A 26,607-nucleotide genomic window follows, 5' to 3' on the forward strand; every position below is an offset into this window, starting at 1 on the left:
CTCCTTCTTTCTCTTCATCGCTTCCTAGCACTACTTGCTTCTCGAAACCCTCATTAGTGTGTATTTGCTTACAGCGATGTAAAACAAATGCACGTAAAAAGGTATTGCAATCGTAAATAACAAGTTATTTACGTGGTTGATTCTTGATTTGTTACTATCAATGTCGTTTTATCCAGTTTTCAATGAACAAGTTTAAAAAAGGCATCTCTTATTATAAAAGATAAACCTTCAAAACTGAACGCAAAACGTCAACTTGCAGACCCCAAGGGTCTACATTCCGAATAATTCCTTAGAAAGGAGGTGATCCAGCCGCACCTTCCGATACGGCTACCTTGTTACGACTTCACCCCAATCATCTGTCCCACCTTCGGCGGCTGGCTCCCGTAAGGGTTACCCCACCGACTTCGGGTGTTACAAACTCTCGTGGTGTGACGGGCGGTGTGTACAAGACCCGGGAACGTATTCACCGTGGCATGCTGATCCACGATTACTAGCGATTCCGGCTTCATGGAGGCGAGTTGCAGCCTCCAATCCGAACTGGGAATGATTTTATGGGATTGGCTCCCCCTCGCGGGTTGGCAACCCTCTGTATCATCCATTGTAGCACGTGTGTAGCCCAGGTCATAAGGGGCATGATGATTTGACGTCATCCCCACCTTCCTCCGGTTTGTCACCGGCAGTCACCTTAGAGTGCCCAACTAAATGCTGGCAACTAAGATCAAGGGTTGCGCTCGTTGCGGGACTTAACCCAACATCTCACGACACGAGCTGACGACAACCATGCACCACCTGTCACCACTGTCCCCGAAGGGAAAGGCGTATCTCTACACCGGGCAGTGGGATGTCAAGACCTGGTAAGGTTCTTCGCGTTGCTTCGAATTAAACCACATGCTCCACCGCTTGTGCGGGTCCCCGTCAATTCCTTTGAGTTTCAGCCTTGCGGCCGTACTCCCCAGGCGGAGTGCTTAATGCGTTAGCTGCAGCACTAAGGGGCGGAAACCCCCTAACACTTAGCACTCATCGTTTACGGCGTGGACTACCAGGGTATCTAATCCTGTTTGCTCCCCACGCTTTCGCGCCTCAGCGTCAGTTACAGACCAGAAAGCCGCCTTCGCCACTGGTGTTCCTCCACATCTCTACGCATTTCACCGCTACACGTGGAATTCCGCTTTCCTCTTCTGTACTCAAGTCCCCCAGTTTCCAATGACCCTCCACGGTTGAGCCGTGGGCTTTCACATCAGACTTAAAGGACCGCCTGCGCGCGCTTTACGCCCAATAATTCCGGACAACGCTTGCCACCTACGTATTACCGCGGCTGCTGGCACGTAGTTAGCCGTGGCTTTCTAATAAGGTACCGTCAAGGTACGGGCAGTTACTCCCGTACGTGTTCTTCCCTTACAACAGAGCTTTACGATCCGAAAACCTTCTTCGCTCACGCGGCATTGCTCCATCAGACTTTCGTCCATTGTGGAAGATTCCCTACTGCTGCCTCCCGTAGGAGTCTGGGCCGTGTCTCAGTCCCAGTGTGGCCGATCACCCTCTCAGGTCGGCTACGCATCGTCGCCTTGGTAGGCCATTACCCCACCAACTAGCTAATGCGCCGCGGGCCCATCCTACAGTGACAGCCGAAACCGTCTTTCAGAGTTGGTTCATGCGAACCAACTGATTATTCGGTATTAGCCCCGGTTTCCCGGAGTTATCCCCATCTGTAGGGCAGGTTGCCCACGTGTTACTCACCCGTCCGCCGCTAACTTCTGGGAGCAAGCTCCCATCCATTCGCTCGACTTGCATGTATTAGGCATGCCGCCAGCGTTCGTCCTGAGCCAGGATCAAACTCTCCATAATAGAAGAAAATGAATAGCTCATTTCTTGCTGGCATTAAATTAATAATGTCATGTGTTTTGCTTGGGTGCGTTAAGCACCTTCGCTGTATTTCGTTGACGTTTTGCTGTTCAGTTTTCAAGGTTCATTTGATGTCGCTCGCTGTCGTTTTCTGTCGTTCTCGTCGACTGCTTAATTAATATACCACCCTCAAAAATGAAAGTCAACAGTTTTGTAAAGTTATTATTAATAATTGTAAAGCCTTTATAATAAAACGGTCCCCTTATCATTCAAGGGAACCGTTCCTTCTATAATATAGAGAATTACTTAATAAAGATAAAATACAAAACAAATATAACCCACAAGCCATACATAATTGGATGAATTTCTTTCTTACGCCCACTTAGGATCATTGTAATCGGATAGAAAATGAAACCAATCGCGATTCCTGTCGCGATACTGTAAGTAAGAGGCATTGCAATAATCGTAAAGAAAGCAGGTACTGCAATTTCAAATTTCGTCCATTCAATATTACCAAGTGTAGATACCATTAGTACTCCGACAATAATTAAAGCCGGAGCCGTCACTTCTGAAGTGATAACGAATAGTAACGGTGAAAAGAACAAAGCAAGTAAGAATAATAATCCAGTTACAATAGAAGCAAACCCTGTTCTTGCACCCGCAGCGACCCCCGCTGATGATTCAATGTAAGAGGTCGTTGTTGACGTTCCAAAAACCGAACCGGTCACAGTTGCCAATGAATCTGCAAGTAGTGCTTTGCCAGCCCGCGGCAACTTATCATCTTTCATCAATCCTGCCTGATTCGCAACCGCTACAAGTGTACCCGCGGTATCAAAGAAATCTACAAATAAGAATGTAATGACAATGACAAGAAATTGTGTTGTAAGCAAAGAAGCTGGATCTTGGAATAACGCATCGAATGCAACACCAAATGTAGGAGCTACACTCGGTACTTTGTCGACAACTTTTTCAGGTAGATTAATCAAACCAACAACCATTCCTACAATAGTAGTTGTGATCATACCGTAAAAAATTGCACCATTGATTTTACGTACCATCATAATAACTGTAATAACAAGACCAAAAATAGCTAGTAAAGTCGGACCGCGTGAAAGATCTCCAAGTGTTACAAGCGTATTTGGATCAGCAACAATGATTTTTGCATTTTGAAGTCCAAGGAATGTGATAAATAATCCAATCCCAGCTCCCACTGCAAACTTAAGCTGCATTGGAATTGCATTAATAATAATCTCACGCAAACCTGATAGTGATAAGACAATGAAAATAAGGCCAGAAAATAACACACCTGTTAATGCTGTTTGCCACGGAATACCCATTCCCAATACAACGGAAAAAGCGAAAAATGCATTCAACCCCATACCTGGTGCTAACCCAATTGGATATCTTGCAATAAGTCCCATAAATAGAGATCCTACAGCTGCTGCAAGTGCCGTTGCTACAAATACTGCCCCTTTGTCCATACGCTTAGCATCCGGTAAATCCGGAATCGCATCAAGGGACAACATTAAAGGATTGACAACAAGGATATACGCCATTGCTAAAAATGTAGTCAGCCCACCGATAATTTCACGACGGTAATTTGTACCTAACTTATCAAACTCAAAATATTTCTTCATTTTACCCATCCTTCAAATCAATTTTTGAAAATAAAAATAGGAAGTATACGTAGTTACACCGTATACTTCCCATAACAAAACCAAATAGAATGGATTTCTCCCTCTATCTAGAATCGTAGTCGAAACATTTAAGGTGTCTCGGTAGAAACTTCCGGGCCATATTCCCGGTTTTATACGATAACTTTTATTTTATTCCCACTCAATCGTGCCACCCGGTTTCGGAGACAGGTCGTAGCACACGCGGTTAATATTTTTCACTTCATTCATAATCCGATCTGTGATTTTCAGAAGGATTGGCCAGTCGATTGGTTCTATCGTAGCTGTAAGAGCATCGACTGTATTGACCGCGCGAATAATGACTGGATATTCATAGGTCCGTTCATTGTTGCGTACACCGACAGATTTGAAGTTGGGCACAACTGTAAAGTACTGCCAAACCTTTTGGTCTAATCCTGCAAGTTTAAACTCTTCGTGTAAAATAGCATCTGATTCGCGTACTGCTTCCAGACGATCAAGCTCAATTTCACCTAAAACGCGCACACCTAGACCAGGTCCTGGGAATGGCTGGCGATATACCATATCATGCGGAAGACCTAACTCAACACCACATGCACGTACTTCATCTTTGAATAATTGGAATAACGGCTCCACTAATTCAAATTGCAGGTCTTCTGGAAGGCCACCAACGTTATGGTGAGACTTCACAACTTTATGTGTTTTTGTACCGGATTCTACGATATCCGGATAGATTGTTCCTTGTGCCAAGAAGTCAATTCCTTCAAATTTACGCGCTTCTTCTTCAAATACACGAATGAATTCATTGCCGATAATTTTACGCTTCTCTTCTGACTCGTCTACCCCTTTTAGTTTACCTAAGAAACGTTCGCTTGCATCCACGTAAACCAGGTTTTCTCCCAAGTCTTTTTCGAACATTTGAATAACGCCCTCAGACTCGTTTTTACGCATTAAACCGTGGTTTACATGCACACACACTAATTGCTTGCCGATTGCCTTAATCAATAATGCTGCAACAACGGACGAATCTACGCCGCCTGAAAGAGCTAATAATACTTTCTTATCGCCTATCTGTTTACGGAGTAAAGCGACTTGATCATCAACAAAGTTTTTCATATTCCAGTTTGCTTCTGCTTTACATGTATCGAAAACGAAATCATTTAACAGTGCTTTCGTTTCCTCTTCACTCGGCCATTGCTCTAGCGTTTTCAAAGCTTTTGTTGATGGGTGCTCTACGCTAATGACCGGAATATTTAAAGAGTAAATTTCATCTAATACATCGATTGCTTCGCCATCAATGATATTATTTTTACCACCATTCAAAATAATTCCTTTTACCATTTTTAACTGTTCAATCTGTTGAGCTGTAATGTCATGAGGATGAATCTCGCTATACACGCCTAGTTCACGAATCCAACGGGCAATTGTTGTATTCTCACTACTACCTAGATCCAATACTAAAATATTATCCTGCTTCAAGTTGAAACAACCTCCTCTTAATCCTATCATTCTACACCTTTCCGGCTGTTTCAACAAATACTTTTCGCTTCACCATTAACCGGATTATATTCCCAATACTCTATCCCTACGGTTATACTTCAAAAATTAACTCGAAGTCCTATTGATTAAATCTGTCCATATTTTCTGCAAATCCGCCCACTCATGATCGGTTGTATTCCCGCCATATAACCCTTTTTCATAAGCGCTTGTCAACTTCCTCATTGCATTTCCACCAAAATAGTCGTCGACAGTCGTCGCATAATCGGATAAGGTCATGCCGCTCGATCGTTTTAGTCCCAGTCGATCTAGCTGCTTCAACAAACTTGTATACTGTTTATCGAACGTTTCCCAGTCTTCTTTGCCTGAACGACTTGCATAAATTAGCACATGCGGCAGCCATTTTGCTCTTGCGACAAATATTCGCCAAGCAGTCAATGCTAGTACAGCTATAACAACCATCACTAGCCATTTATTATTTTTCAACCATGTACCGATGGATTCTACATATTTAGTAAACGCCACATTTGTATTCTCTTTCAATGGCTTTTTCGCTTGCTCCGACTTCGGTTGCTCTGGCTCTTTTGCTTCAGGGAATTCTGGATTTGCTAAATCCAACTCTAAGTCATAATTAACATCTGCCAAGCCGGCAAAACCAATGGTCGGTTCAAATGGCATCCAACCAACTCCTGGCATATACGCCTCCACCCACGAATGCGCCTCGTTATTCGTAATCTGATAAACGCGTTCGCCAGCTCCATTTAGTACAGATTCTCCTGGCGCGAAGCCTTTTACCCAACGTGCAGGGATATCGAGACTACGTAGCATGACAACCATAGATGTGGAAAAGTTATCACAATAGCCACTTTTCGTATCGAAGAGGAACTGATCTACATAATCTTCTCCTGCTTTGGGTATGGCTACATTTTGCTGTGTATACACAAAGCCATTTTTCTTAAAGTAACCTTCAATTAATCTCGTCTTTTCATAGACACTATCAATCGGTGCAGTGATTTCCTCAGCCAAATCCCTTACTCGCTGTGGTAGCTGCTCTGGAAGCTGCAAGTATTGTGTGAAATCTTCAGATTCAGCAGCATAATCCGTAATTTCCGCAGCCCTTAACGCCGCTAAACTATACTCCGGCTCTTTAAATTCAATTTCGTATACTTCGAGCGAACCTTCACTTCCTCCAAGTGTCGTACTATACTTCCCCGACATTTCAGAATGAAGAAACAGCGCATCAGCCGTTGCAAACACCTTATTGATTCCATAAGGATAAATGATGAACGGGAACGGCTCTGTCACTTGAAACTCAGCCAATCGCTCCGGCTTATCCGACATTTCACCGTAAGTCGTCGGCATCCCTAATTCCATCCCTGATGTATAGACAGTCATCTCACCATTTGCAGGTAATTGCTCCCACCCTTTTGATGTATACGTATTTTTCGTTTCAATTTTCCAATATTGTTTACTAGCTACTTTCACTTCAAAAACGACCGTATCATCTTGAATGAATGACCCACCGAGCGTAGTATCATCCGTATCATAACCACTTTTCGAAACTACCGAACCTCCTCCTACCCCTGTTCCTTGAACAACTGACTTAATATAAGGGATAGGATCTGGCCAAATTGGTTCCTGCTTCGGTAATATAGTCGCCAAAGCTCCACTCACCGCTACCATAAAAAGAAGCGGAAGCGAGAAGGCAATGAAGACCCCCGGCGTAATAGGCTCCTTATACATTTCCAGTTTTTTAGAAACATAAAGAAGACCGAGTAATAATAAACCCACTACCATAATTCTAATAATCGACCCATCCGCAGAATAAGGACTATACGTATCAATTGATGCAATAAAAACAACCGTCATCATGTAAAAAAGTAGAATACTTTTCCTCACTTCAATCCAGTGTCGAATCAGATAGGTCGTCATCCATAATAAGAAGAAAAACAGGGCTGTTTTGAACGGATTCGTAATCACATCCCAATCTGCACTGAAGATAATCGGAACATTCGACAATAAATCTGTGAGTATGTACCACACTGTGTCCTTTGAAAATAACACCTTATCTAAATACACATAGTGAATGACCCACACGATATAAACTGCTTTAATGGGTACAGCAATCCACCACTTCACTCGCACTAACGCCAATAAAAATGATAGAGCAACAAAAAGCAAAAATATTTCCAAGTAATCCGTGTCCGTCAATTCCATGACCGGCATGAGCCATTCCCTTAAAAGAACGAAGCTAAGAATATAAAGGAAAACTAAAAACCGCCTGTCCATTCGCTGTCCCTTCATTAGCCTGCCACCTCTTGAAAAGCTTCTTTAAAACGTTCTTTCCCAAGTATATGTACAAGAACTCCCTTTGACCTTGCTAATTGAATATCATTCTCCATCGCTCGATCAATCTGCTCGTTCTCTTTCACAACAACAAAACATATGATTGATCGTGCATTTTTAGCATTGCGTAGTACTGACTGCATTAAGAGCCAATCGGGCTTAGCGGTAATCAGTACAATGCCGCCCCCATGCTGAAATTCCGTGCTGAAATCTACTAATGGTGCTGTCTTGTCTTCCGCAGTAGGTTTTATTTTTGCAAGGTGAACAAGTGCTTGATGGAGCTGCTCCTCAGAATGAATAAAAGGAAATAGAGAAGAATCAAGCCCTGTCGTCACCAACGCTAGCTCCGCCTGATGACTGGAGGCTTCCTTCAAAATAGAAGCCGTAAATTCTACTTGTTCCTCAAACACAGTAGATACTCTACCATCCAAAAGTAACAACACTTCTTGCGAGCGCCTGTCCTCAAACTCTTTCGTCATCAACGTCTGTGTCCTTGCAAATGATTTCCAATGAATCCATGTTACTCGATCTCCAGGCTGATAGCCACGAACCCCCGTCGCCATCGTTGTATCCTTGACAATATTCAATAACGAAGCAAGTGTACCCCGGTCATATTGTGTGTCGAACGGAACATAATGCAAATCTATCATTTTAGGGAACACTAAAATAGTATCCCTCGCCTCAATCATTTTCGTTTTACGAAGCCAGCCAAAAAAGTCCGACACTTCAATGACTACACCTTGTAGAACATGCTCTCCTCTAGGCAGTTGTTCAATTTCATAATGCCATTCCATTTCTTTACGAAATCCAAAAAGAAACATTTTTTTTCGTTGCTCACCTGCCAATAAAGCCGTTTCATCCTCTTCCCATTTTTCTGTCACAACTGTATATAATAACGGAAAGCGACTGTTACGCCTCACCGTTAATGACACTTGAAATTTACCGCCGTTTTGAATATTCATTGCGCGAATAGAACGTTTTACTGTAACCCCTGAAAGCGGATAGAGAAATAACATAGCCGAATACAGAACAAAAGGCAGTAGACTATAAAAAATTACCCAACTAACTTGGCCCCCTTGAAACATAGCGAAAACATAAGTCACGACTAAGACAGCTAATATGAAAAGGAATTGCCCAGAAATATCAAGCATCTTTTTTATTTTTATCATTTGAGTCCGACCTTATTCACCGGCACACGCACCTTAGTCAATATCCGATCCACAATTTCCTTCGTGGAAATCCCTTCATATTTTGCTTCGGGACGCAAGATCATACGATGACCAAAAACAAACGGTGAAAGGTATTGCACATCATCCGGTGTCACATAAGTCCGACCGTTCATTAATGCAAAAGCCTGACACGCCTTCATCAATGCCAACGATCCTCGCGGGCTGACGCCCAAATAGACGTAAGGATGATTACGCGTCTCTGAAGCGCAGTCCACAATATACGATTTAATCGTTTCATCGACCGTTACCGTTGTGACTGCCCTTTGCAACTCCTTCAAATCATACAGCGAAATAACTGTATCTAACTTGTCTAGCGGCACTGATTTTTCAGCTCGGCTCAGGATTTCTGACTCCTCTCGCTTCGTCGGATAGCCCATTTTCAACTTAAATAAGAATCGGTCCAATTGCGCTTCTGGCAATGGATATGTTCCCTCATACTCAATTGGATTTTGTGTTGCCATAACAAAAAATGGTTGCGGAAGCCTCATCGTTTCACCATCGATCGTCACTGAGGATTCTTCCATTCCTTCCAACAGTGCTGATTGCGTCTTCGGTGATGTTCGGTTAATTTCATCCGCAAGAACAATATTCCCCATAATCGGACCCGGCCTAAATTCAAACTCCATCTCTTTTGGATTGTAAATTGATACACCAAGAACATCTGAAGGGAGTAAGTCAGGCGTAAACTGAATCCTTTTAAAATCAGCACCTATTGACCTTGCCAACGCCTTAACCATCATCGTTTTACCGACACCCGGTACATCCTCAAGTAAGACATGTCCCCCTGCAAGAAGCGCAACCACACTCAACTCCGCAATATCTCGTTTTCCAATCATTACTTGTTCAATATTCGTGAGAACCTTTTCAATCATTCCTTTATACGTCATCTCAAATCCCCCAATTGGATACAATAATCACCTTATCTAAATATTAACAAAATATAATTTAATAATACAGGATAACCCTTTTCCATACAACTTAAGCCCATCAATTACGCCTCGGAGCGATTGCTTCCGGAGGATTCATTTGCTAAAGCAAAAAATCAAGCGCGCCTCGGCGTGATTGCGTCCGGATTTTGGATTGGGCAGTCGTTGCGACGGAACGTCGCGTACTTAGACTGCCTCAATCAACTCACTTCAAAATCCGTGACATCCTCCGGAGGATTCATTTGCCAAAGCAAATGAAAAGGACCCCCTTTTATAGGAGTCCTTCAACTGTCATTTCCAAAAATCATCGAAAATTGTAATTGGCATATGCCGTTTATGTTGTGAGCGCAAAAAATAATTCTCTAGTTTTTCACGGGGTTCTGTCGGAATTTCTTTCCCCTCAAGATAATCATCAATTTGGTCATACGTAATTCCTAAGGCAACTTCGTCTGGCAATGCAGGCTTATCCTCTTCCAAATCCGCAGTTGGCACTTTCGAATAGAGATGGGCTGGACAATCGAGTTTATTTAGCAGCTGCTTCCCTTGCCGCTTGTTTAATCTAGCGATCGGCATCAGATCAGCACCACCATCCCCAAACTTCGTATAAAATCCGGTAATCCCTTCCGCCGCATGATCCGTTCCAAGCACCACACAATTATGCATTGCAGCAACAGAGTATTGGACCTTCATCCGTTCCCGCGCTTTTTCATTGCCCTTGGAGTAATCCGTCAGCTTCACACCCGCAACCATCAATGTACGCTCACTCGCATCAACAGCCTCTTTTATATTTACCGTATACACCAACGTTGGTCCGATAAAATCAAGAGCATCTTGGCAATCCTCTTCGTCAAACTGAACACCATAAGGTAATCGAATCGCAATGAATTTATAGTGATTCGCTCCCACCTCATCGTTCAACTCATCGACAGCTATCTGAGCTAGCTTGCCGACCAACGTTGAATCCTGTCCACCTGAAATCCCCAGCACAAAGCCATTTAAAAATGGATTTTTTCTTGCATAGGCTTTTAAAAAATCAACAGACTTACGAATCTCATCCTGAGGATCAATAGCCGACTGCACCTTGAACTCTGCAATGATTTTCTCCTGTAGCGTCATGATCTCATCTACCCCTTACTTATTCATCCTGCCACTTATAAAAGTGAGGAACTACTGCTGATTGAAGTTAAAGTCTTCAACCATTTCCTGAACTTCCTGGATATTACGCATTTTGTTATCCCAGCATTTTTGACTTAAATCGACTGGATATTCTTCTGGATTCAATGAGCGTTTATATTCATCCCATAATAAATTCAAGTTTTCTTTCGCATAGTCACGCATTTGCAACAACGGTGGATTTGCATAGATGACATTCCCATCTTCAACAACCTTCTGATGCAAATTTTTCGCTTCAAAATTCGTTACAAACTTCGAGATAAAGGTATGAACTGGATGGAACATTTTAAGGCGTTGTTCAGACTCTGGGTCTTCATCGTACATCGTAATGTAGTCCCCTTCAGCCTTGCCATTCTCCAAGTCAATAATGCGATACAATTTTTTCCGTCCTGGTGTTGTCACTTTTTCCGTTGTTGAGGAAATCTTAATCGTATCAGTCATTTCGCCTTCTGCATTTTCAATGGAAACAATTTTATATACCGCTCCAAGCGCTGGCTGATCATAGGCTGTAATCAGTTTCGTTCCGATTCCCCAGACGTCTACCTTTGCTCCCTGCGCTTTCAAGTTCAAAATTGTATACTCATCCAAATCATTTGAAACGACCACCTTCGCCTCTGTGAATCCTGCATCATCCAACATACGGCGCGCTTCTTTCGATAAAAATGAAATATCGCCGCTATCGAGACGCACACCGATGAAATTGATTGTGTCCCCTAATTCTTTCGCCACTTGAATCGCGGTTGGAATACCAATCTTCAGCGTATTATAAGTGTCTACAAGGAAAACACAATCCTTATGGCGTTTCGCGTATGAATGAAATGCCTCATATTCACTTTTATAAGCTTGCACCATGGAATGAGCATGTGTCCCTGAAACAGGTATATCAAATCTTTTCCCAGCACGTACATTACTCGTCGCTTCAATGCCCCCAATAATGGACGCGCGGGCACCCCAAATTGCCGCATCCATTTCATGCGCACGGCGTGTCCCAAATTCCATGACCACTTCATCCTTCACAACCTGTTTGATGCGACTTGCTTTCGTTGCAATTAGCGTTTGATAATTAACGATATTCAAAACAGCCGTTTCAATAAGCTGCGCTTGGATAAGTGGCGCTTCAATTCGAATAATGGGTTCATTGGCAAAAACCAACTCTCCCTCAACCATTGAATAAACATCGCCAGTGAAACGCAAATCCTTCAAATAACTAATAAAGTCATCCTCATAACCAAGGTCATCCTTTAAATAAGCTAAATCACTTTCGCTGAATTGAAGATTGCGCAAATAATCAAGCACCCTTTCAAGTCCCGCGAATATTGCATAGCCATTACCAAATGGTAAGCTTCTAAAAAATAATTCAAACACTGATTTTCGATTATGAATTCCATCCGCCCAATACGATTCCGCCATATTGATTTGATAAAGATCCGTATGTAATGCCAAGCTATCATCTGCATATTTTGAACTCATGTTATCTCCTTCTTCCGATTACTTTAAGTACCAATAGTATACACCATTTACCCCAATTTCGATGTTATATAACATGAAACGTCTATTGATTGCCGAAAAAATATCTTAATTAGATAGTAAAGACTTAGTGTATTTTATCCCTTTGGAACGCTTTGGGAATGAACGGCTACTATACAATAACCCGGCTATTTTTAAAATTGGGGATGTGACTACGTCACATCCCCAATTTTTTCCTTCGGTAATCGTATGATAGCCGTCCACCCGTCGCTCTCCAAAGGAAATACTCCACAAAGTACCAATGCTCTTGGGAATAAAAGAATAGAGTAATTCTAACTCTATAAAAGCCGCCAAAGATGCAATTTTGGCGGCTGCCGCTATTTCTATACTGTTCCCCATTACTATTTTAAATCCTATCACTTTCTTAGAGTAGTTATGCAAAATCAAGAAATAAATGCTTGCTTCAATGTGCACTAGTTCCCGAAATTGTATCTTCGGGAACCTACACTCTTTAACAGTGTCATCTATTCTTTTCTTTCCAAGTACCTCCATTTTTCACTTGAGCATTGGAGGTTTACGACAGGCAATGATGCACAACAAGATGATTGAGAACGGTTTTGTTGGTAATGACGAAATCATTGCTAACAAAACTATTCCTGCGGTTATTATGTCGTCCATCTGTTGCCGAAAGTAAACCGGAAATGTCCAGTAAACAGGAAGTTTTCTAGTTCTTGCTTGATAATTATAATTACAAGTAAATGGTTATTCAACAGAGTGATAACATATAACGATATTTCATAATTCTTTCTAGCCATAAAAACAGGAGTAATCTCAAATTACGAGATTACTCCTGGCAAAATTTTCTCTAACCCCTATTCGTCTTCTGCCACGGTGTTCCTAGCTTTGGTAATGCGAAACGGTCAAGACCATACCAGCCAGCTACTTTCCATGCGAGTACCAACCAAGTTGCTAAGATGAACAGAACTGGGTTCGTACTTAATGTTCCAGCTAGCAAAAAACTGACGTTCATTAATGCACCAAAAAACGCTGCAATTCCTGTTAATAATCCAAAGACCAGCCCTAGACCAACTAATAATTCACCATATGCAACTACGAATCCGAATAGTTTAGCATTTGGTAATACGGCATTTTCCAAAAATGTCGCAAACCAACCGGACACATCTCCACCTTCCTGAGACTTCGCAATGGCACCTGAAACAAATCCATTAATCGCTGCTCCGGCATTTTCACCCGTCCAAGCATCACTTCGCACTTTCCCCCAGCCAGCAGTCAACCATGCATAACCGACATAAAGTCTTATAAATAACCAAATAACCGCCGAACGCGTATCGCTGAATAAAAAACTAGACAGCGGGTTTTCCGGGATGATAATTGTGCTTTTCTTCAACATAGTATCACTCCTTCTCTTGCTTACATTATATAATAATATTAGTCGGTTTTCCATATGTTCACAGTAATGTCTTATTACATAAACCAATCTCAATTAATACGTGTCTCTCTATTTTTTTTGCAAAATGGAGGAAAATACTTTTCTAATCGTTATTTACACATATAATTGGGTAGAATATCTCTAAAAAGATGGATAACGACTGGAGTTCCCACTTGTAAAATCTACTCTTTAGGCTGATACTGTTAGTAGACGTATTACGACATAATCTTCACTCAAAATAATTAATGAGGGGTATTATCTAAATATGGAAGTGATAACTGATTTCTTTAAGAATAAAGGAGTAAAACGGGTCATTATTTTTGCTTTAATCATTTTAATTTTGTACAGCGTCAGAAGTATGATGAATTTAATTCTACTAACATTTATTTTCGCCTTTTTGATGGATCGACTTGTAGAATTTACGTTCAAGCACGTCCGCCTCAATCGAAAAGCACTCGTTCTCCTACTCTATACGACGATTGTCGGTATACTGACGGTTGGTCTAGTTAAGTATTTACCGATTATTTCACTAGAAATCAGCCAGTTAATTAAGCAGATTACAAGCTTCTCTACCCAATCCTACGATAATCCATTAATCAATTTTATTGAGTCCATCGTTTCTAGTGAAAAAATTACTGCCTATTTAGAAAATGGTTTTTCATTTCTACTAAAATCCTTTACAGATATTAGTAAAACCAGTGTTCAAGTATTGATTGCCTTAATCCTTAGCCTGTTTTTCCTTCTTGAAAAGCCAAGTTTAATTGAATTCACGAATAAATTTAAAAGTAGTAAAATTGCACCGTTCTATTATGAAATTGAATTCTTCGGGAAAAAGTTTTCGCGTACATTTGGAAAAGTAATAGAAGCTCAGTTTATTATCGCACTTGTGAATACAGTGTTATCAGTCATTATTTTGATGATACTTGGATTCCCACAAATTATTGGATTGGGCATTATGATTTTCTTCTTAGGGCTCATCCCAGTCGCAGGGGTCATTATTTCTTTAGTCCCCCTCACTATTATTGGTTTTACGATTGGCGGATACTTAACAGTCATTTACTTATTTATAGCCGTCATGGTTATCCATGCAATTGAAGCTTATATCTTAAATCCAAAACTGATGTCTTCGAAAACAGATTTACCCGTTTTTTATACGTTTATTGTGCTCATTTTTTCACAAAACTTCTTTGGCGTCTGGGGATTGATTATTGGGATTCCTGTGTTTGTGTTCCTGCTAGACATACTAGATGTTACAGATAAGACACCCACCATCAAAAAAGACAAGTCGGATTAATAATCCTCTTGTCTTTTTTTTCTCAACGTGATAGAGTTGGATAAATTAATATTTTCTAACAACTTCATATTTTATTCTTATCAAGAGAGACGTAGGGAGTGGCCCGATGATGTCTCAGCAACCAGCCTAATTAGGGTATGGTGCTAATTCCAATAGACGATAGCTGTCTTGAAGATAAGAAGATTGACTTCAATATTTTTGAGGGCCCTCTTCTTATAGAGGGTCCTCTTTTCAATTTTATTCTGCAGGGATTCCCTCTTCATTTACAGCCCGGCGTAATTTATTTCAAACGAAAAGGATGATGACAATGACAAACAAAAGTTTTGAAACACGATTAGTGCAGCTAGGAAATAACAGCGATTTGAAAACTGGGGCGGTGAACCCACCGATTTATTTATCTACAGCTTTTAAGCACAACGGACTCGGTCAATCGACTGGCTATGACTACTCACGAACCAAAAATCCAACACGCTCCATTTTAGAAGAAGGCATTGCGAACTTAGAAGGCGGAGACGCGGGTTTTGCCTGTAGTTCCGGTATGGCTGCGATTCAATTAGTGTTATCTCTATTCCGCTCAGGCGACGAATTGATTGGTCCAGAAGATATTTACGGTGGGACCTATCGTCTGCTAGACTATTATGCCGATATCTATTCGATTACGACGACGTATACAGATTATAAAGACGTTAAAGAGACTGAGAACTTGATTACAGAGAAAACAAAAGCCCTTTTTATCGAAACACCAACCAATCCTTTGATGCAGGAAATTGATATTATTCAATACGCAGAACTCGCTAAAAGGCATGGTTTGTTGCTCATTGTCGATAACACATTTTACACACCGTATTTCCAAAGACCAATTGAGCTTGGCGCTGATATTGTTTTGCATAGTGCAACGAAATATATTGGCGGTCATAATGATGTGCTTGCTGGATTGGTTGTGGCGAAGGGAGAGGAGCTTTGTACCAAACTTGGTACTAATCACAATGCGATTGGCGCGGTTTTGTCGCCTTTCGATTCATGGTTAATCGTTCGTGGATTAAAAACGCTTCATTTACGCATGAAGCAGCATGATGCCAATGCGAAAACTATTGTAGATTTCTTACAAAGTGAGCCACTTGTCAAAGATGTACTATATCCAGGAAAAGGTGGGATGCTATCCTTCCGCCTACAAGAGGGCGAATGGGTTGGACCATTTCTAGAAAACCTAAGACTCATTACATTTGCAGAAAGTCTTGGTGGTGTGGAGAGTTTCATTACCTACCCAACGACACAAACCCATGCAGATATCCCGCTGGAAGAACGACTACGCCGAGGTGTCGATGAAAAATTGTTACGCTTTTCAGTAGGAGTAGAGGATGCGGTAGACTTAATTGCCGATTTGAAACAAGTATTTGCCACATTAAAAAGCGAGGTGCCTCAACTATGAGTTCACATGAAGAACGATTGGAAACGACGATTATCCACGCATCGACACGTGGCGATTTTGAGCAAAAAACAGGTGCTGTCAACGTTCCGATTTACTTATCCTCTACATTCCATCAGGAGAGCTTTGATAAGTTCGGTCCATATGACTACAGTCGTTCGGGCAATCCAACAAGGGATGCTTTGGAAAAAACAATTGCAGCCTTGGAAGGCGGTGCGAGAGGGCTGGCATTTGCTTCTGGCATTGCTGCTATTTCCTCTGCATTCATGCTGTTGTCTGCTGATGATCATATTGTCATCACCGAGGATGTTTACGGTGGAACATTTCGTTTTGTCACTGAAGTATTGACGAAATTCCGGATTGATCATACTTTTGTAGATTTAGGCGATTTAGCAGCAGTCAAGCAAGCTATCCAACCAAATACGAAATTAATTTACATCGAAACACCTTCCAATCCACGTCTTGGCATTACGGATATTGAAGCGGTCGTCACTATTGCCAAAGCGCATGAATGCTTAACATTCCTTGATAATACATTCATGTCACCTCTTTATCAGCGTCCACTCGATCTTGGTGTGGATATTGTCCTGCACAGTGCAACGAAGTTTTTATCGGGGCATAGTGATATCATCGCTGGTCTCGCTGTGGCAAAGGATGAGGAGCTCGGCAATCGCTTAGCATTCATCCAAAATTCTTTCGGTGCTATTTTAGGTGCACAAGATTCCTATGCACTCATACAAGGCATCAAAACATTGGGCGCTCGCTTGATGCAATCAACTGCCTCCGCAACTAAAATCGCTGCCTATTTGGATGGGCATGCATTAGTGGAAGAAGTGTTTTACCCTGGCTTACCAAATCATCCAGGACACACTATCCATGCAAAACAGTCAACAAGTGCAGGCGCTGTATTATCATTCCGCTTACCAAACAGAGAGACAGCCAAAGCATTTGTCGAAAACGTCAAAATCCCAGTTTTCGCCGTCAGTCTAGGTGGCGTCGAATCTATACTTTCTTATCCAGCACAAATGTCCCATGCTGCAATGCCTAAAGCTGAACGAGAAAAACGTGGCATCACAGATGGTCTGCTGCGCTTTTCAGTAGGGCTTGAGCATGTCGATGACTTGATAGCTGATTTTGATCAAGCCTTGCAGGTTGCAGAGAAATTAGTCACAGCAAAAACTTCATCATAAGCCAATAAGACCCCTTGTAAATGGAATGCCCATTTACAAGGGGTCTTTAAAAAACTTACTCGAATTTGCCTTCTCGGTAATCTTTGTATGCTTGAACAATCTCTTCTTCTGAATTCATCACAAATGGGCCACGTGCGACGACTTTTTCACCAATCGGTTGTCCTGCATATAAGACGACGCGTAATTGCTCTGTCGCATGAATGGTCAATTCAGTCTGTTCAGTATCCACTCCACGTTCAAGCCAGAGAACTTGTCCTTCTTTGCCTACCGTGTTGTCTTTGCCAAACGTTCCTTGTCCTTCTACGATATATAGAAACCCGTTATAACTTCCCGGTAGATCTTGCATAACTGTCACCCCTGCATCGATGTTTAACTCCACTATCGTCACAGGTACATGATTTTTCGTAGCAGCCGTTACGCCCATTGAGGAACCGGAAAACACACGGATAGCAGCCCCCTCTTCTTCGCGAACAGGCATATCTTGCGCACGCATATTTTGATAGCGTGGCTCCGTCATTTTTTTATCACTTGGAAGATTGACCCATAGTTGCAAGGAACGAACTACATCACCGACAGCCGGATCTTCTGTATGAATGATTCCTCGTCCCGCAGTCATCCACTGGACGTCCCCTGGTAGCAGCTCTCCGCCACCGGTTTTATTGTCCGAATGCTCTAGCTTGCCTTCAATAACATACGTCACCGTCTCCATGCCACGATGTGGGTGCATACCGAATGTGCCACGTACAAAAAAGTCCTCTGCCATCAATAGGAAAGGATCAGCTTCCTCCCAATTCCCAGGCTCAATAACCAATCCTACTTTATGTGTCGGTGAATTTTCTTGGAAAACAACATCTCTTACACTTCTAATACCTCTTGATACAACGTTTTCGTTACTCATTATAAAATCCTCCTTCTATCTTTGTTGAATAGTACTAGTTCTATATATGTTAGTATGGGGCAAATTAACCAATAAAGGAAGTACGTTCTTTTAAGTGCCATAGTATACAAAAGGATACTAATAAAGATTTCTATCCAGTGTTGACTAAATTTTAATAATCGTCTATTATTATATCAAGTTAATTAATTGAGAATGATTATCATTATTAGTTAACAAAAATATACTTTTCGCCATTAAAAGTAACCGGGAGGATTATTCATGAATTGCAAATCATTTATCACTATGTTTATAGCACTTACAGTTGTTACATTATTCACAGTTGGATGTAGTTCAAATGAAAAAAATGCAGACAATCAGCAAGTCGTAGAACCTGAAAGTAATGAAACATCTTCAGATTCGCAAACGAAGCGTGTCATTAAGCATCTCCAAGGAGAAACGACAATCATTGGTGAACCAAGTAAAATTGCCGTGTTGGATTATCGCCTAGCTGATTCCATGATTGCTTTAGGTACAAAACCATATGCGATGGCTACATATTTAGGAAATACAGACTTGGAATACATGGAAGGGAATCCACTTGACGGAGTAGTAGGACTTGGGGATGATATTAATCTCGAAGCAATATTACAAGCGGAGCCTGATCTAATCATTGCCCGACAAGGACATGTTGAACAATTTGACTCTTTGAATAAAATTGCACCTACAATCATTTTAGAGGAAAGCGCCAATTGGCGTGATGATTTTCGCCTATTTGCAGAAGTACTTGGTAAAACACAAGAGGCAGATAACTGGCTGAAGCAATACGAAGATAAAGTTGCCGATGCTAAAAGCAAGATTGCTCCCCTCATCGACTCTGGTAAAACGGCTGTTGTCCTTCGTATTTTGCCTAAAGAATATCGTGTTTATGGAACAAAACAACAACTAGGTGGAATTCTTTATGGTGATTTGGGGCTTCAAGCTAGTGAAAGCGTAGAAGCCATCGGCAAGGCTGAACCTATTTCCATCGAGACTTTACCAGATTTTGATGCTGACTATATCTTTGTTCAAGTTGGGTTTCCAGTCATAGGTGGAGATTCCGATGCAGAGAAAAATTTCGAGGAAATGATGGACAGTTCACTTTGGAAAAACCTTAAAGCCGTCAAAAATAACCATATTTTCATCGTACCCTATTGGACATTAAGAGACTTTCCAATTATTAATGAGAAGTCTTTAGAGATTGTATCACAGCATATTTTAGCTGAATAAACAAAGCTAATACCGATATTCGGGCAGCTTTTCAATTGAACAGAAGACAGTATAATATATATTGCATTAAAAAGGTATCTTCCAGTTCACACAACGAACAAGGAAGATACCTTTTCATTTTAATGTACAATACTCGCTGTTCTCATGACCTTATTCGTCGCACCTGCATCTACTTTTTCATTAATGTACTCTGTCAAATCGACAGTCATATCGTAACGCATAAACGGCGTAATTAAATAGATCCCATGGAAATGCTCCAAAGCCACGTCAATCAATTCCTTCGCCACTGCAATACCTTCTCGCGTAGACTGTTCACGGTCTCCCGCAAATAGTCCCATTCTTGCACGGACTTCATCTGTTAGCTTAATACCTGGCACTTCATTGTGAAGAAACTCTGCATTTTGTGACGACGTCAATGGCATAATACCAATATAAATCGGCGCTTGAATATGCTTTGTCGCTTCATACAATTCAATAATTTTTTCTGGGCTATAGATTGGCTGCGTGATAAAGTAATCAGCCCCAGCATCTATTTTTTTCTCCATTCGTTGTACAGCTCGCTCGATATGACGCACATTTGGGTTAAAGGCTGCCGCCACTGTAAACGATGTTTTTTGTTGTAACGACTTACCTGACCATGAGATTCCTTCATTAAATTGCTTAATGAGTTGAATCAATTCAAAAGATGTCACATCGAAAACAGATGTCGCACCAGGAAAATCACCAATTTTCGTTGGATCTCCTGTGATTGCCAATAATTCAGTAATGCCCATTGTGTGCAGTCCCATAAGATGCGATTGCAAGCCGATGAGGTTACGATCTCGACAGGTCACATGGACAAGAGGCGTTGCACCAATATTTTGCTTCACTAATGATCCCATTGATGCATTACAAATTCTTGGGGATGCCAGGGAGTTATCAGCCAATGTAATAGCATCCACACCTGCATCATGCAAAGCCTGTGCCCCTTCAAAAAACTTAGCCGTGTTTAGATGCTTAGGCGCATCCAATTCCACAATAATCGAATGCCGCTTTTTCACTGTTTCAAGCAAGGTCGGTTTATCCAAATCCTTCGATTCTGTAGCACTCACCGGAGCTGAATGCTCTTTCACTTGCTTATCTTGCACATGTACCCGATTCGTTAGCCCTTCTACCAGTGCGCGAATATGCGCCGGCGTAGTACCACAACATCCTCCTAGTAAACCAACACCCTCCTTACGGAAATTAAGCGCCAGTTTACCAAAATAATCGGGTTCATTTTCATACGTTAATTTGCCATCCGTATAGCTCGGGAAGCTAGCATTCGGGTACACAGCCAATAAGGCATGTTTCGGCAATGGGACTTCCTCTAAAGCTTTTAACATATGGTAAGGCCCTAATCCACAATTAACTCCCACAACATCCGCACCTATCACTTCCAACTGCTGCAAAGCATCTGCCAGCGCCAAGCCATTTTGTAGCACTCCTGCTTCATGCATCGAGACATTCGTAATAATTGGAATATCCGTCGCTTCCCGTGCAATTTTGAGCACTGCTGTTAATTCATCAAAATCATAATAGGTTTCTAATAAAATGCCATCCACACCTTCAGCAAGCAGGCATTGTAGTTGTTGCTTAAAGCTTTGCTCGATTTCTTCTTTTGTACCAATCAGTGTTTTGGAGCCATGAATGCCACCAATCGTCCCGAGAATAAACGTATTTTTCCCGGCCGCTTTTTTAGCAATAGCAACGGCTGCCCTATTGATTTCTTCGACATTATCCTCTAGTCCATAACGTGCTAATTTTATGTAGTTGGCGCCGTATGTATTCGTTTGAATCACATCAGCCCCTGCCTGAATATAAGCTTGATGAATATTTAACACTTGCTCAGGATGTGTCAAATTTAGCTCCTCAAAACAACGGTCTACCCCATTTGTATACAGCAATGTTCCCATCGCACCATCACCAATCAAAATACGCTCTTTCATCGTCTCAAGTAAATTTGCCAACTGTCTATCCCCTCTCTATTTTCACCTTTTATTTATCCTGTTTTAAAAATTAATATAGAAACAAAAAAGCCTCTTCCTTTAATTGAATAAAGGAAGAAGACTCTACATTTGACTAAGTCTTTTCCTCATCTATCAAGCCGATTTCTCGACTTGCTGGAATTAGCACCGTACCAATTATGGCGGTTGCTGAGGTGTCAATGGGCCAGTCCCTATACCTCTCTAGATAAGAAAAACTATTATTAAGTTAAATTTCTGTTATTGATAACCATACGCTATTTAGTGAAAATTAGCAATACCTTTTTGGGAAGTGATGAATAATAAGCATTTCCCATCATTGTGTTAAGATTAATAACAGGTTTACAATCGAAAGGTGGATGCACGATGGACAATACGATTCCAGTAAAATTGACTTCACTCACAACAAAAGGCGGCTGCGGCTGTAAAATTGGACCTGCTGATTTAGCGCAAGTATTGCGTAGTCTTCCTCCTGCAACACCTGATCCTAATTTACTCGTTGGTCTTGATACAAGTGATGATGCAGGTGTTTATAAACTAACGGACGACATTGCAATGGTGCAAACGCTCGACTTTTTCACACCGATTGTTGATGATCCTTATGATTTCGGGCAAATTGCGGCGACCAATGCGATTAGCGATGTCTATGCGATGGGTGGTAAACCAATTACAGCACTCAATATTGTAGCTTTCCCGATTGCCACTTTAGATAAAAACATCCTTGCAGCCATTTTACGCGGCGCGGGTGATAAATTAAAAGAAGCTGGCGTTACACTGGTCGGCGGACATTCCATCGACGATCAGGAACCGAAATTCGGACTGGCGGTTACAGGAGTCGTTCACCCCGATAAAGTACGGACCAATGCCGGAGCTAAGCCTGGCGATAAGCTGTTATTAACAAAACCGATTGGTGTTGGTATTTACACGACTTCATTGAAAAATGGATTATTGACTGAAGATGAAGTGGTTGAAGTGACAAAAGTGATGACTACACTTAATAAAACAGCTGCAGAAGCAATGGCTACATATGATGTCCATGCTGCCACTGATGTAACAGGCTTCGGATTATTAGGACATACATCTGAAATGGCCAAAGCAAGTAACGTTGGCATTCATATACATGCCAACCAAGTACCTGTTTTACCACGTACAAAAGAACTTGCCGCAGTAGGTAAAGTACCTGGAGGCACAAAAAATAACTTTGCTCATGTAGCGGATATCGTAACGTATGCAGATACATTAGATCAAATTGATCGTTGGATTTTATGCGACGCGGTCACTTCTGGTGGATTGCTCATTGCACTAGCAGAACATGAGGCCACCAACTTGTTGAATGACCTTCAGCAACAAGGCGTTGATGCACGAATCATCGGAGAGGTAACAGAGGACAACAAAGGTCGTATCACGGTTTCATAATTTAGCTAGAAGGTGAAAGAGATGTTTAAAGACTTGACAATAGACGAATTATTGGCTGTGCAAGCAAAGGGACCACATACATTTATTGATGTTCGGTCCCCGAAAGAATTTAATGAGGCCACAATTCCTGGAAGCATCAATATTCCTGTTTTTGATGATGAAGAACGAGCTGAAATTGGAACGCTATACAAACAGGTCGGGCAAGATGTCGCCAAGGATAGGGGACTTGAAATCTTTTCGAAAAAACTGCCCGACTTCATCCGCGCCTTCAAAAACATTGATACACCGATGACCGTATTTTGTTGGCGTGGCGGTATTCGCAGTAAAACGGCCGCCACTGTCCTTGATTTAATGGGTATCCATACAACTCGGTTGACAGGTGGGGTTCGTACTTTTCGACAATGGGTCGTCCATGAGTTGGAACGTGAGGACTTCGCACCGACCTTTGTTGTACTTAACGGCTATACCGGATCAGGCAAAACTGCTATTTTGAAGAGGCTAGCTGACAAAGGATTTCCCGTCCTCGATTTCGAACATATCGCGGGCCACCGTGGTTCTATTTTCGGTCAAATTGGACTGGAGCCAAGCAATCAAAAGAAATTCGACTCACTGCTCGTTCATGAATTGGTTCGACTGAGAACAGCACCGTATGTTTTCATCGAAGGCGAAAGTAGACGGATTGGCAAAGTCAGTATGCCTGCCTTCTTATTCCATAAAAAAGAAACAGGCGTACAACTCAGCATACACTTACCTATTGAAGAACGAGTCAATAATATTCTTGCTGATTATGAGCCACAAAAATATCCAGTTCATTTCAAAGATGCCTTTCAAATTATTAAAAAACGGCTGCATACCCCCATTGCCAAACAAATCGAAGATGACTTGGCAATCGGTGACTTTGCATCAGTTACAAAACTCTTACTCGAACACTACTACGACCCGCGCTATGAGCATTCTATCCATCAGCATACAGAGATTGAACATGTTCATATCACTGCTAGCAATATGGACGATGCTTTTCGACAACTACTTTTGATTATCAGAAATTTAAATCTATGTAAGTTAAAATAAGGAAATAACCGTACAAATTATATACCACTTTACATTCATCCCACTACTAAGGAGAGATTGAACTTCATCTCACCTTAGTAGTGGGGACTTCTGCCGATTCAAGTTAAAACCACACACTTTTAACACGACGATTACATATACATATAAGGGACTACATACGAGCATGACCAGCGTAGATGTCAATTGGCAAAGACCATTTGCACCCAGAAGTATAACAATGTCAGCGTTACTATCGTTGTGATCGGTATGACGATTAACGATATGCTCAAATAATCTTTCCAAGACACTTTTATCTTATTTCTTCTTAGGATACTCATCCAAATTAGCGAAGCGAGGGTACCAATCGGTAACAATAACGATCCCATGTCACTACCTATAATATTCGCAAGATAGATAGTCTTTAATGTGATTGGATCTAGCCCCATTTCAGTTAAAGTGATTGTCCCAATCATTAGAGCCGGGTGATTATTAAAGATGTTCGCCAGTAATGAAACTACCCCCCCCATGATAAAACTTGCTTGAAATAATCCCTGCGTTACAATTGGTTCGCACCATTGCACGAGCAAAGCTGTTAGTCCCACATTGTGCAAGCCATAAATGATTACATACATAGAGAAGGCGAATATAAGAATGTGCCAAGGCGTCTTCTTCAAAAGATCCACCGGGTTCGTGCGCAAATGATACCATCTCCAGCCTAACAGGGCGACTGATCCAAGTACTGCCACAATTTCAATGGGAACATTGATAAAAGAGGCAACGAAAAGGAGACAACGCATTACAAAGACAAACAGTAAAATTTTCATCATAAATTTTGTGCGTTTTTGTTTTGTTTCAACAGAAATCTTTGTTTTTAATGGATGGAAATTTTTATTGAAAAAAATTTCTTCTATATCATTCGCGGAGCTAGGTAATGTTTTGAGTAGCTTATTTTTCACTACCATATACATCAGACCTGACATAAACAACAAGCCTATCGTCGCCGGGACAAACATCATAGCCGTGTGCATCCAAAGAGACATGTCCACAATTTCCAAAGCAATCAAGTTCACGATATTACTTACGCCAATTGGTGCACTCGAAGCTGTGGCAATGAGAGCGCCACTTAATAGATAAGGTATTTGTTGGTGAGGTTTTAGTCGGAGATTTTTAAGTAGTAAAATTAAAATTGGGGTCGTTATTAAAATACTCCCATCGTTATTAAATAAAAGTGTCATCAAAAAGCATAGCAACTGGATATTCCAATAAAGACGGTGACCTGAGTCTTTCGAGAAATGGGCTAGCTTGGCGGCTGCCCAATGGAAAAAACCAAAACTCTCTAAGATAACAGCCATAACAATCGTCGCAATAATCGTAACGGATGCACCACCAATTTTACTGATGATATCCATAATGTCTGCTTGTGAAACAATCCCCGTCAATAAAATGATTGCTGCACCAATCGACGCTGGCCATGCCTCATTCATTCCTCTAGGTCTCCAAAATATGACTAACATAGTTGTTAAGAAGACCAAACCGGTAATTCCAATTTGAAAGCTCATGCATATACATATCCCTTCTTTTTATTGTTTGTCCGTTTCCTTGTATGTATATTCACTCTGTACAACCGAAAACAAGATGTATGTCCACCTCTTTCAAAATGTATATTCGGACTAAACGCAAAACCGACCTTAAAAAGATGGACAACCGTTCAAATTTCAGATGACAACAACATCCTAAGGAAACTTGTCCACAAAAAAATAGGCTGTCGATGGTTTCTCGTCAGCCTGAAAAGGGGTCTTCCCTTCAGCAAAGTTGCATGGATGCAACTGACTCACACTACATGTAATGTCTTAATATGGCTCAAGTTCACATACATAGAGTCCGCTCTTGCAGTTTGAATCTTGGCAAATTGTTGCTCAACATTTGTTATTTTTCCTATATGACTTTTAGGGCCGCCAATATTTAATACTACAATTTCATCTTTAAACTGTTCAACCTGAACTTCAAAGGTGCTTGCTAGTGTTTCATTATTAGGCTGCACTAAGAGATTCAAGCCGTAAGGAAGCTCATTTTGAGCATAAGGAATCAGCCATTTCAGATGTTTTAAGGAAATGTACATTGTTTTATAAATCGGGGATTGGAATACAAAATAGTTATCCATAATACTCGTAATATAGCCATGCAAAGGCTCTCCGCCTGTTACGTAGATTTCAACATATTTTCCCCGAGCTAGAGTAAGAACCTTTCTAAATGATAAATCTACATCCATTTCATCTGCACTTATACTTGGCAACTCTGTCGGGGCTTGTATACAATCGTCATTATTGTAATCAACCTCAAAGTTTTGGATATGATCTAAGGGAATATAGACAAATACTTTCCCATTAAAAAGTACCATCGCGTCCATGCCTGAATCAATTACAGTTCCATTCAGTAGTTTTTTTCCGGAAACCTCCAGTCGAACAACTTCCTTGACCAAGCTTTGAATAATTTGATTCACATC

At 41.3% G+C, this 26,607-nt stretch carries 19 protein-coding genes, 1 rRNA gene and 3 riboswitches; of the genes, 6 read left to right on the top strand and 14 right to left on the bottom strand.

The features are described from left to right. Positions 1-293 precede the first annotated feature (293 nt). From MKZ10_RS18100 to MKZ10_RS18145, 10 genes are all read right to left on the bottom strand, one after another. A 16S ribosomal RNA gene (locus MKZ10_RS18100) occupies positions 294-1,845 on the bottom strand. 299 nt (positions 1,846-2,144) lie between these two features. Continuing rightward, entirely contained in the window at positions 2,145-3,479 is a 1,335-nt protein-coding gene (locus tag MKZ10_RS18105) for an NCS2 family permease (protein WP_342506546.1), read from the bottom strand. A gap of 96 nt (positions 3,480-3,575) precedes the next feature. Continuing rightward, positions 3,576-3,677, bottom strand: a riboswitch (purine riboswitch). Further along, positions 3,669-5,003: a glutamine-hydrolyzing GMP synthase gene (gene guaA / locus MKZ10_RS18110; protein ID WP_342506548.1), complete on the bottom strand. Its 1,335-nt coding sequence runs from the start codon at positions 5,001-5,003 to the stop codon at positions 3,669-3,671. It overlaps the preceding riboswitch by 9 nt. 96 nt (positions 5,004-5,099) lie before the next feature. Then, the gene (locus tag MKZ10_RS18115) at positions 5,100-7,295 is read right to left on the bottom strand and encodes a transglutaminase domain-containing protein (RefSeq protein ID WP_342506550.1); all 2,196 of its coding nucleotides are present in this window, start codon (positions 7,293-7,295) and stop codon (positions 5,100-5,102) included. Continuing rightward, on the bottom strand, positions 7,295-8,506 hold the full coding sequence (locus MKZ10_RS18120; RefSeq protein WP_342506552.1) for a DUF58 domain-containing protein: 1,212 nt from the start codon (positions 8,504-8,506) through the stop codon (positions 7,295-7,297). The genes MKZ10_RS18115 and MKZ10_RS18120 overlap by 1 nt, the downstream gene beginning before the upstream one ends. Further along, positions 8,503-9,453, bottom strand: a complete 951-nt coding sequence (locus MKZ10_RS18125; protein WP_342506554.1) for a MoxR family ATPase — start codon at positions 9,451-9,453, stop codon at positions 8,503-8,505. The genes MKZ10_RS18120 and MKZ10_RS18125 overlap by 4 nt, the downstream gene beginning before the upstream one ends. A gap of 330 nt (positions 9,454-9,783) precedes the next feature. Further along, positions 9,784-10,608 (bottom strand): ammonia-dependent NAD(+) synthetase, encoded by an 825-nt coding sequence (gene nadE / locus MKZ10_RS18130; RefSeq protein ID WP_342506556.1) that lies wholly within the window; start codon positions 10,606-10,608, stop codon positions 9,784-9,786. Positions 10,609-10,659: 51 nt separating this feature from the next. Further along, on the bottom strand, positions 10,660-12,135 hold the full coding sequence (locus tag MKZ10_RS18135) for a nicotinate phosphoribosyltransferase (protein ID WP_342506558.1): 1,476 nt from the start codon (positions 12,133-12,135) through the stop codon (positions 10,660-10,662). Positions 12,136-12,240: 105 nt separating this feature from the next. Beyond that, positions 12,241-12,531, bottom strand: a complete 291-nt coding sequence (locus MKZ10_RS18140; protein ID WP_342506559.1) for a hypothetical protein — start codon at positions 12,529-12,531, stop codon at positions 12,241-12,243. Between the two features lie 466 nt (positions 12,532-12,997). After that, positions 12,998-13,543: a DoxX family membrane protein gene (locus MKZ10_RS18145; protein WP_342506561.1), complete on the bottom strand. Its 546-nt coding sequence runs from the start codon at positions 13,541-13,543 to the stop codon at positions 12,998-13,000. Between the two features lie 304 nt (positions 13,544-13,847). On the opposite strand from MKZ10_RS18145, the gene MKZ10_RS18150 reads away from it, so the two are divergent. The 3 genes from MKZ10_RS18150 (at position 13,848) to metC (ending at position 17,492) form a co-directional block, all read left to right on the top strand. After that, positions 13,848-14,876, top strand: a complete 1,029-nt coding sequence (locus MKZ10_RS18150; protein WP_342506563.1) for an AI-2E family transporter — start codon at positions 13,848-13,850, stop codon at positions 14,874-14,876. 74 nt (positions 14,877-14,950) lie between these two features. After that, positions 14,951-15,057: riboswitch (SAM riboswitch) on the top strand. 126 nt (positions 15,058-15,183) lie between these two features. Beyond that, positions 15,184-16,305, top strand: coding sequence for a methionine biosynthesis PLP-dependent protein (locus MKZ10_RS18155; RefSeq protein WP_342506565.1), 1,122 nt, complete (start codon positions 15,184-15,186; stop codon positions 16,303-16,305). Then, positions 16,302-17,492, top strand: coding sequence for a cystathionine beta-lyase (metC, locus tag MKZ10_RS18160; protein WP_342506567.1), 1,191 nt, complete (start codon positions 16,302-16,304; stop codon positions 17,490-17,492). Before MKZ10_RS18155 ends, metC begins: the two co-directional genes overlap by 4 nt. Positions 17,493-17,547: 55 nt before the next feature. Here metC and MKZ10_RS18165 read toward each other — a convergent pair whose 3' ends face one another. Beyond that, positions 17,548-18,390 (bottom strand): pirin family protein, encoded by an 843-nt coding sequence (locus MKZ10_RS18165; protein ID WP_342506568.1) that lies wholly within the window; start codon positions 18,388-18,390, stop codon positions 17,548-17,550. Positions 18,391-18,648: 258 nt separating this feature from the next. Between MKZ10_RS18165 and MKZ10_RS18170 the strand changes: the two genes are divergently transcribed. After that, positions 18,649-19,635 (top strand): iron-siderophore ABC transporter substrate-binding protein, encoded by a 987-nt coding sequence (locus MKZ10_RS18170; protein WP_342506570.1) that lies wholly within the window; start codon positions 18,649-18,651, stop codon positions 19,633-19,635. 119 nt (positions 19,636-19,754) lie between these two features. Here MKZ10_RS18170 and MKZ10_RS18175 read toward each other — a convergent pair whose 3' ends face one another. Then, positions 19,755-21,623, bottom strand: coding sequence for a bifunctional homocysteine S-methyltransferase/methylenetetrahydrofolate reductase (locus MKZ10_RS18175; protein WP_342506572.1), 1,869 nt, complete (start codon positions 21,621-21,623; stop codon positions 19,755-19,757). Positions 21,624-21,745: 122 nt separating this feature from the next. After that, a riboswitch (SAM riboswitch) is annotated at positions 21,746-21,853 on the bottom strand. A 151-nt stretch (positions 21,854-22,004) separates the two neighbouring features. On the opposite strand from MKZ10_RS18175, the gene selD reads away from it, so the two are divergent. Both selD and mnmH read left to right on the top strand, forming a co-directional pair. Then, on the top strand, positions 22,005-23,054 hold the full coding sequence (gene selD / locus MKZ10_RS18180; RefSeq protein ID WP_342506574.1) for a selenide, water dikinase SelD: 1,050 nt from the start codon (positions 22,005-22,007) through the stop codon (positions 23,052-23,054). Between the two features lie 21 nt (positions 23,055-23,075). After that, on the top strand, positions 23,076-24,125 hold the full coding sequence (mnmH, locus tag MKZ10_RS18185; RefSeq protein WP_342506576.1) for a tRNA 2-selenouridine(34) synthase MnmH: 1,050 nt from the start codon (positions 23,076-23,078) through the stop codon (positions 24,123-24,125). Positions 24,126-24,304: 179 nt separating this feature from the next. On the opposite strand, the gene MKZ10_RS18190 is transcribed toward mnmH, so the two are convergent. Beyond that, positions 24,305-25,663, bottom strand: coding sequence for an arsenic transporter (locus MKZ10_RS18190; protein ID WP_342506578.1), 1,359 nt, complete (start codon positions 25,661-25,663; stop codon positions 24,305-24,307). 272 nt (positions 25,664-25,935) lie between these two features. Further along, a complete protein-coding gene (locus tag MKZ10_RS18195; RefSeq protein ID WP_342506579.1) occupies positions 25,936-26,604 on the bottom strand; it encodes a DUF2642 domain-containing protein in 669 nt (222 codons plus the stop codon). Positions 26,605-26,607: the final 3 nt, after the last annotated feature.

It is taken from the genome of Sporosarcina sp. FSL K6-2383, assembly GCF_038618305.1.
Classification (GTDB): Bacteria; Bacillota; Bacilli; order Bacillales_A; family Planococcaceae; genus Sporosarcina.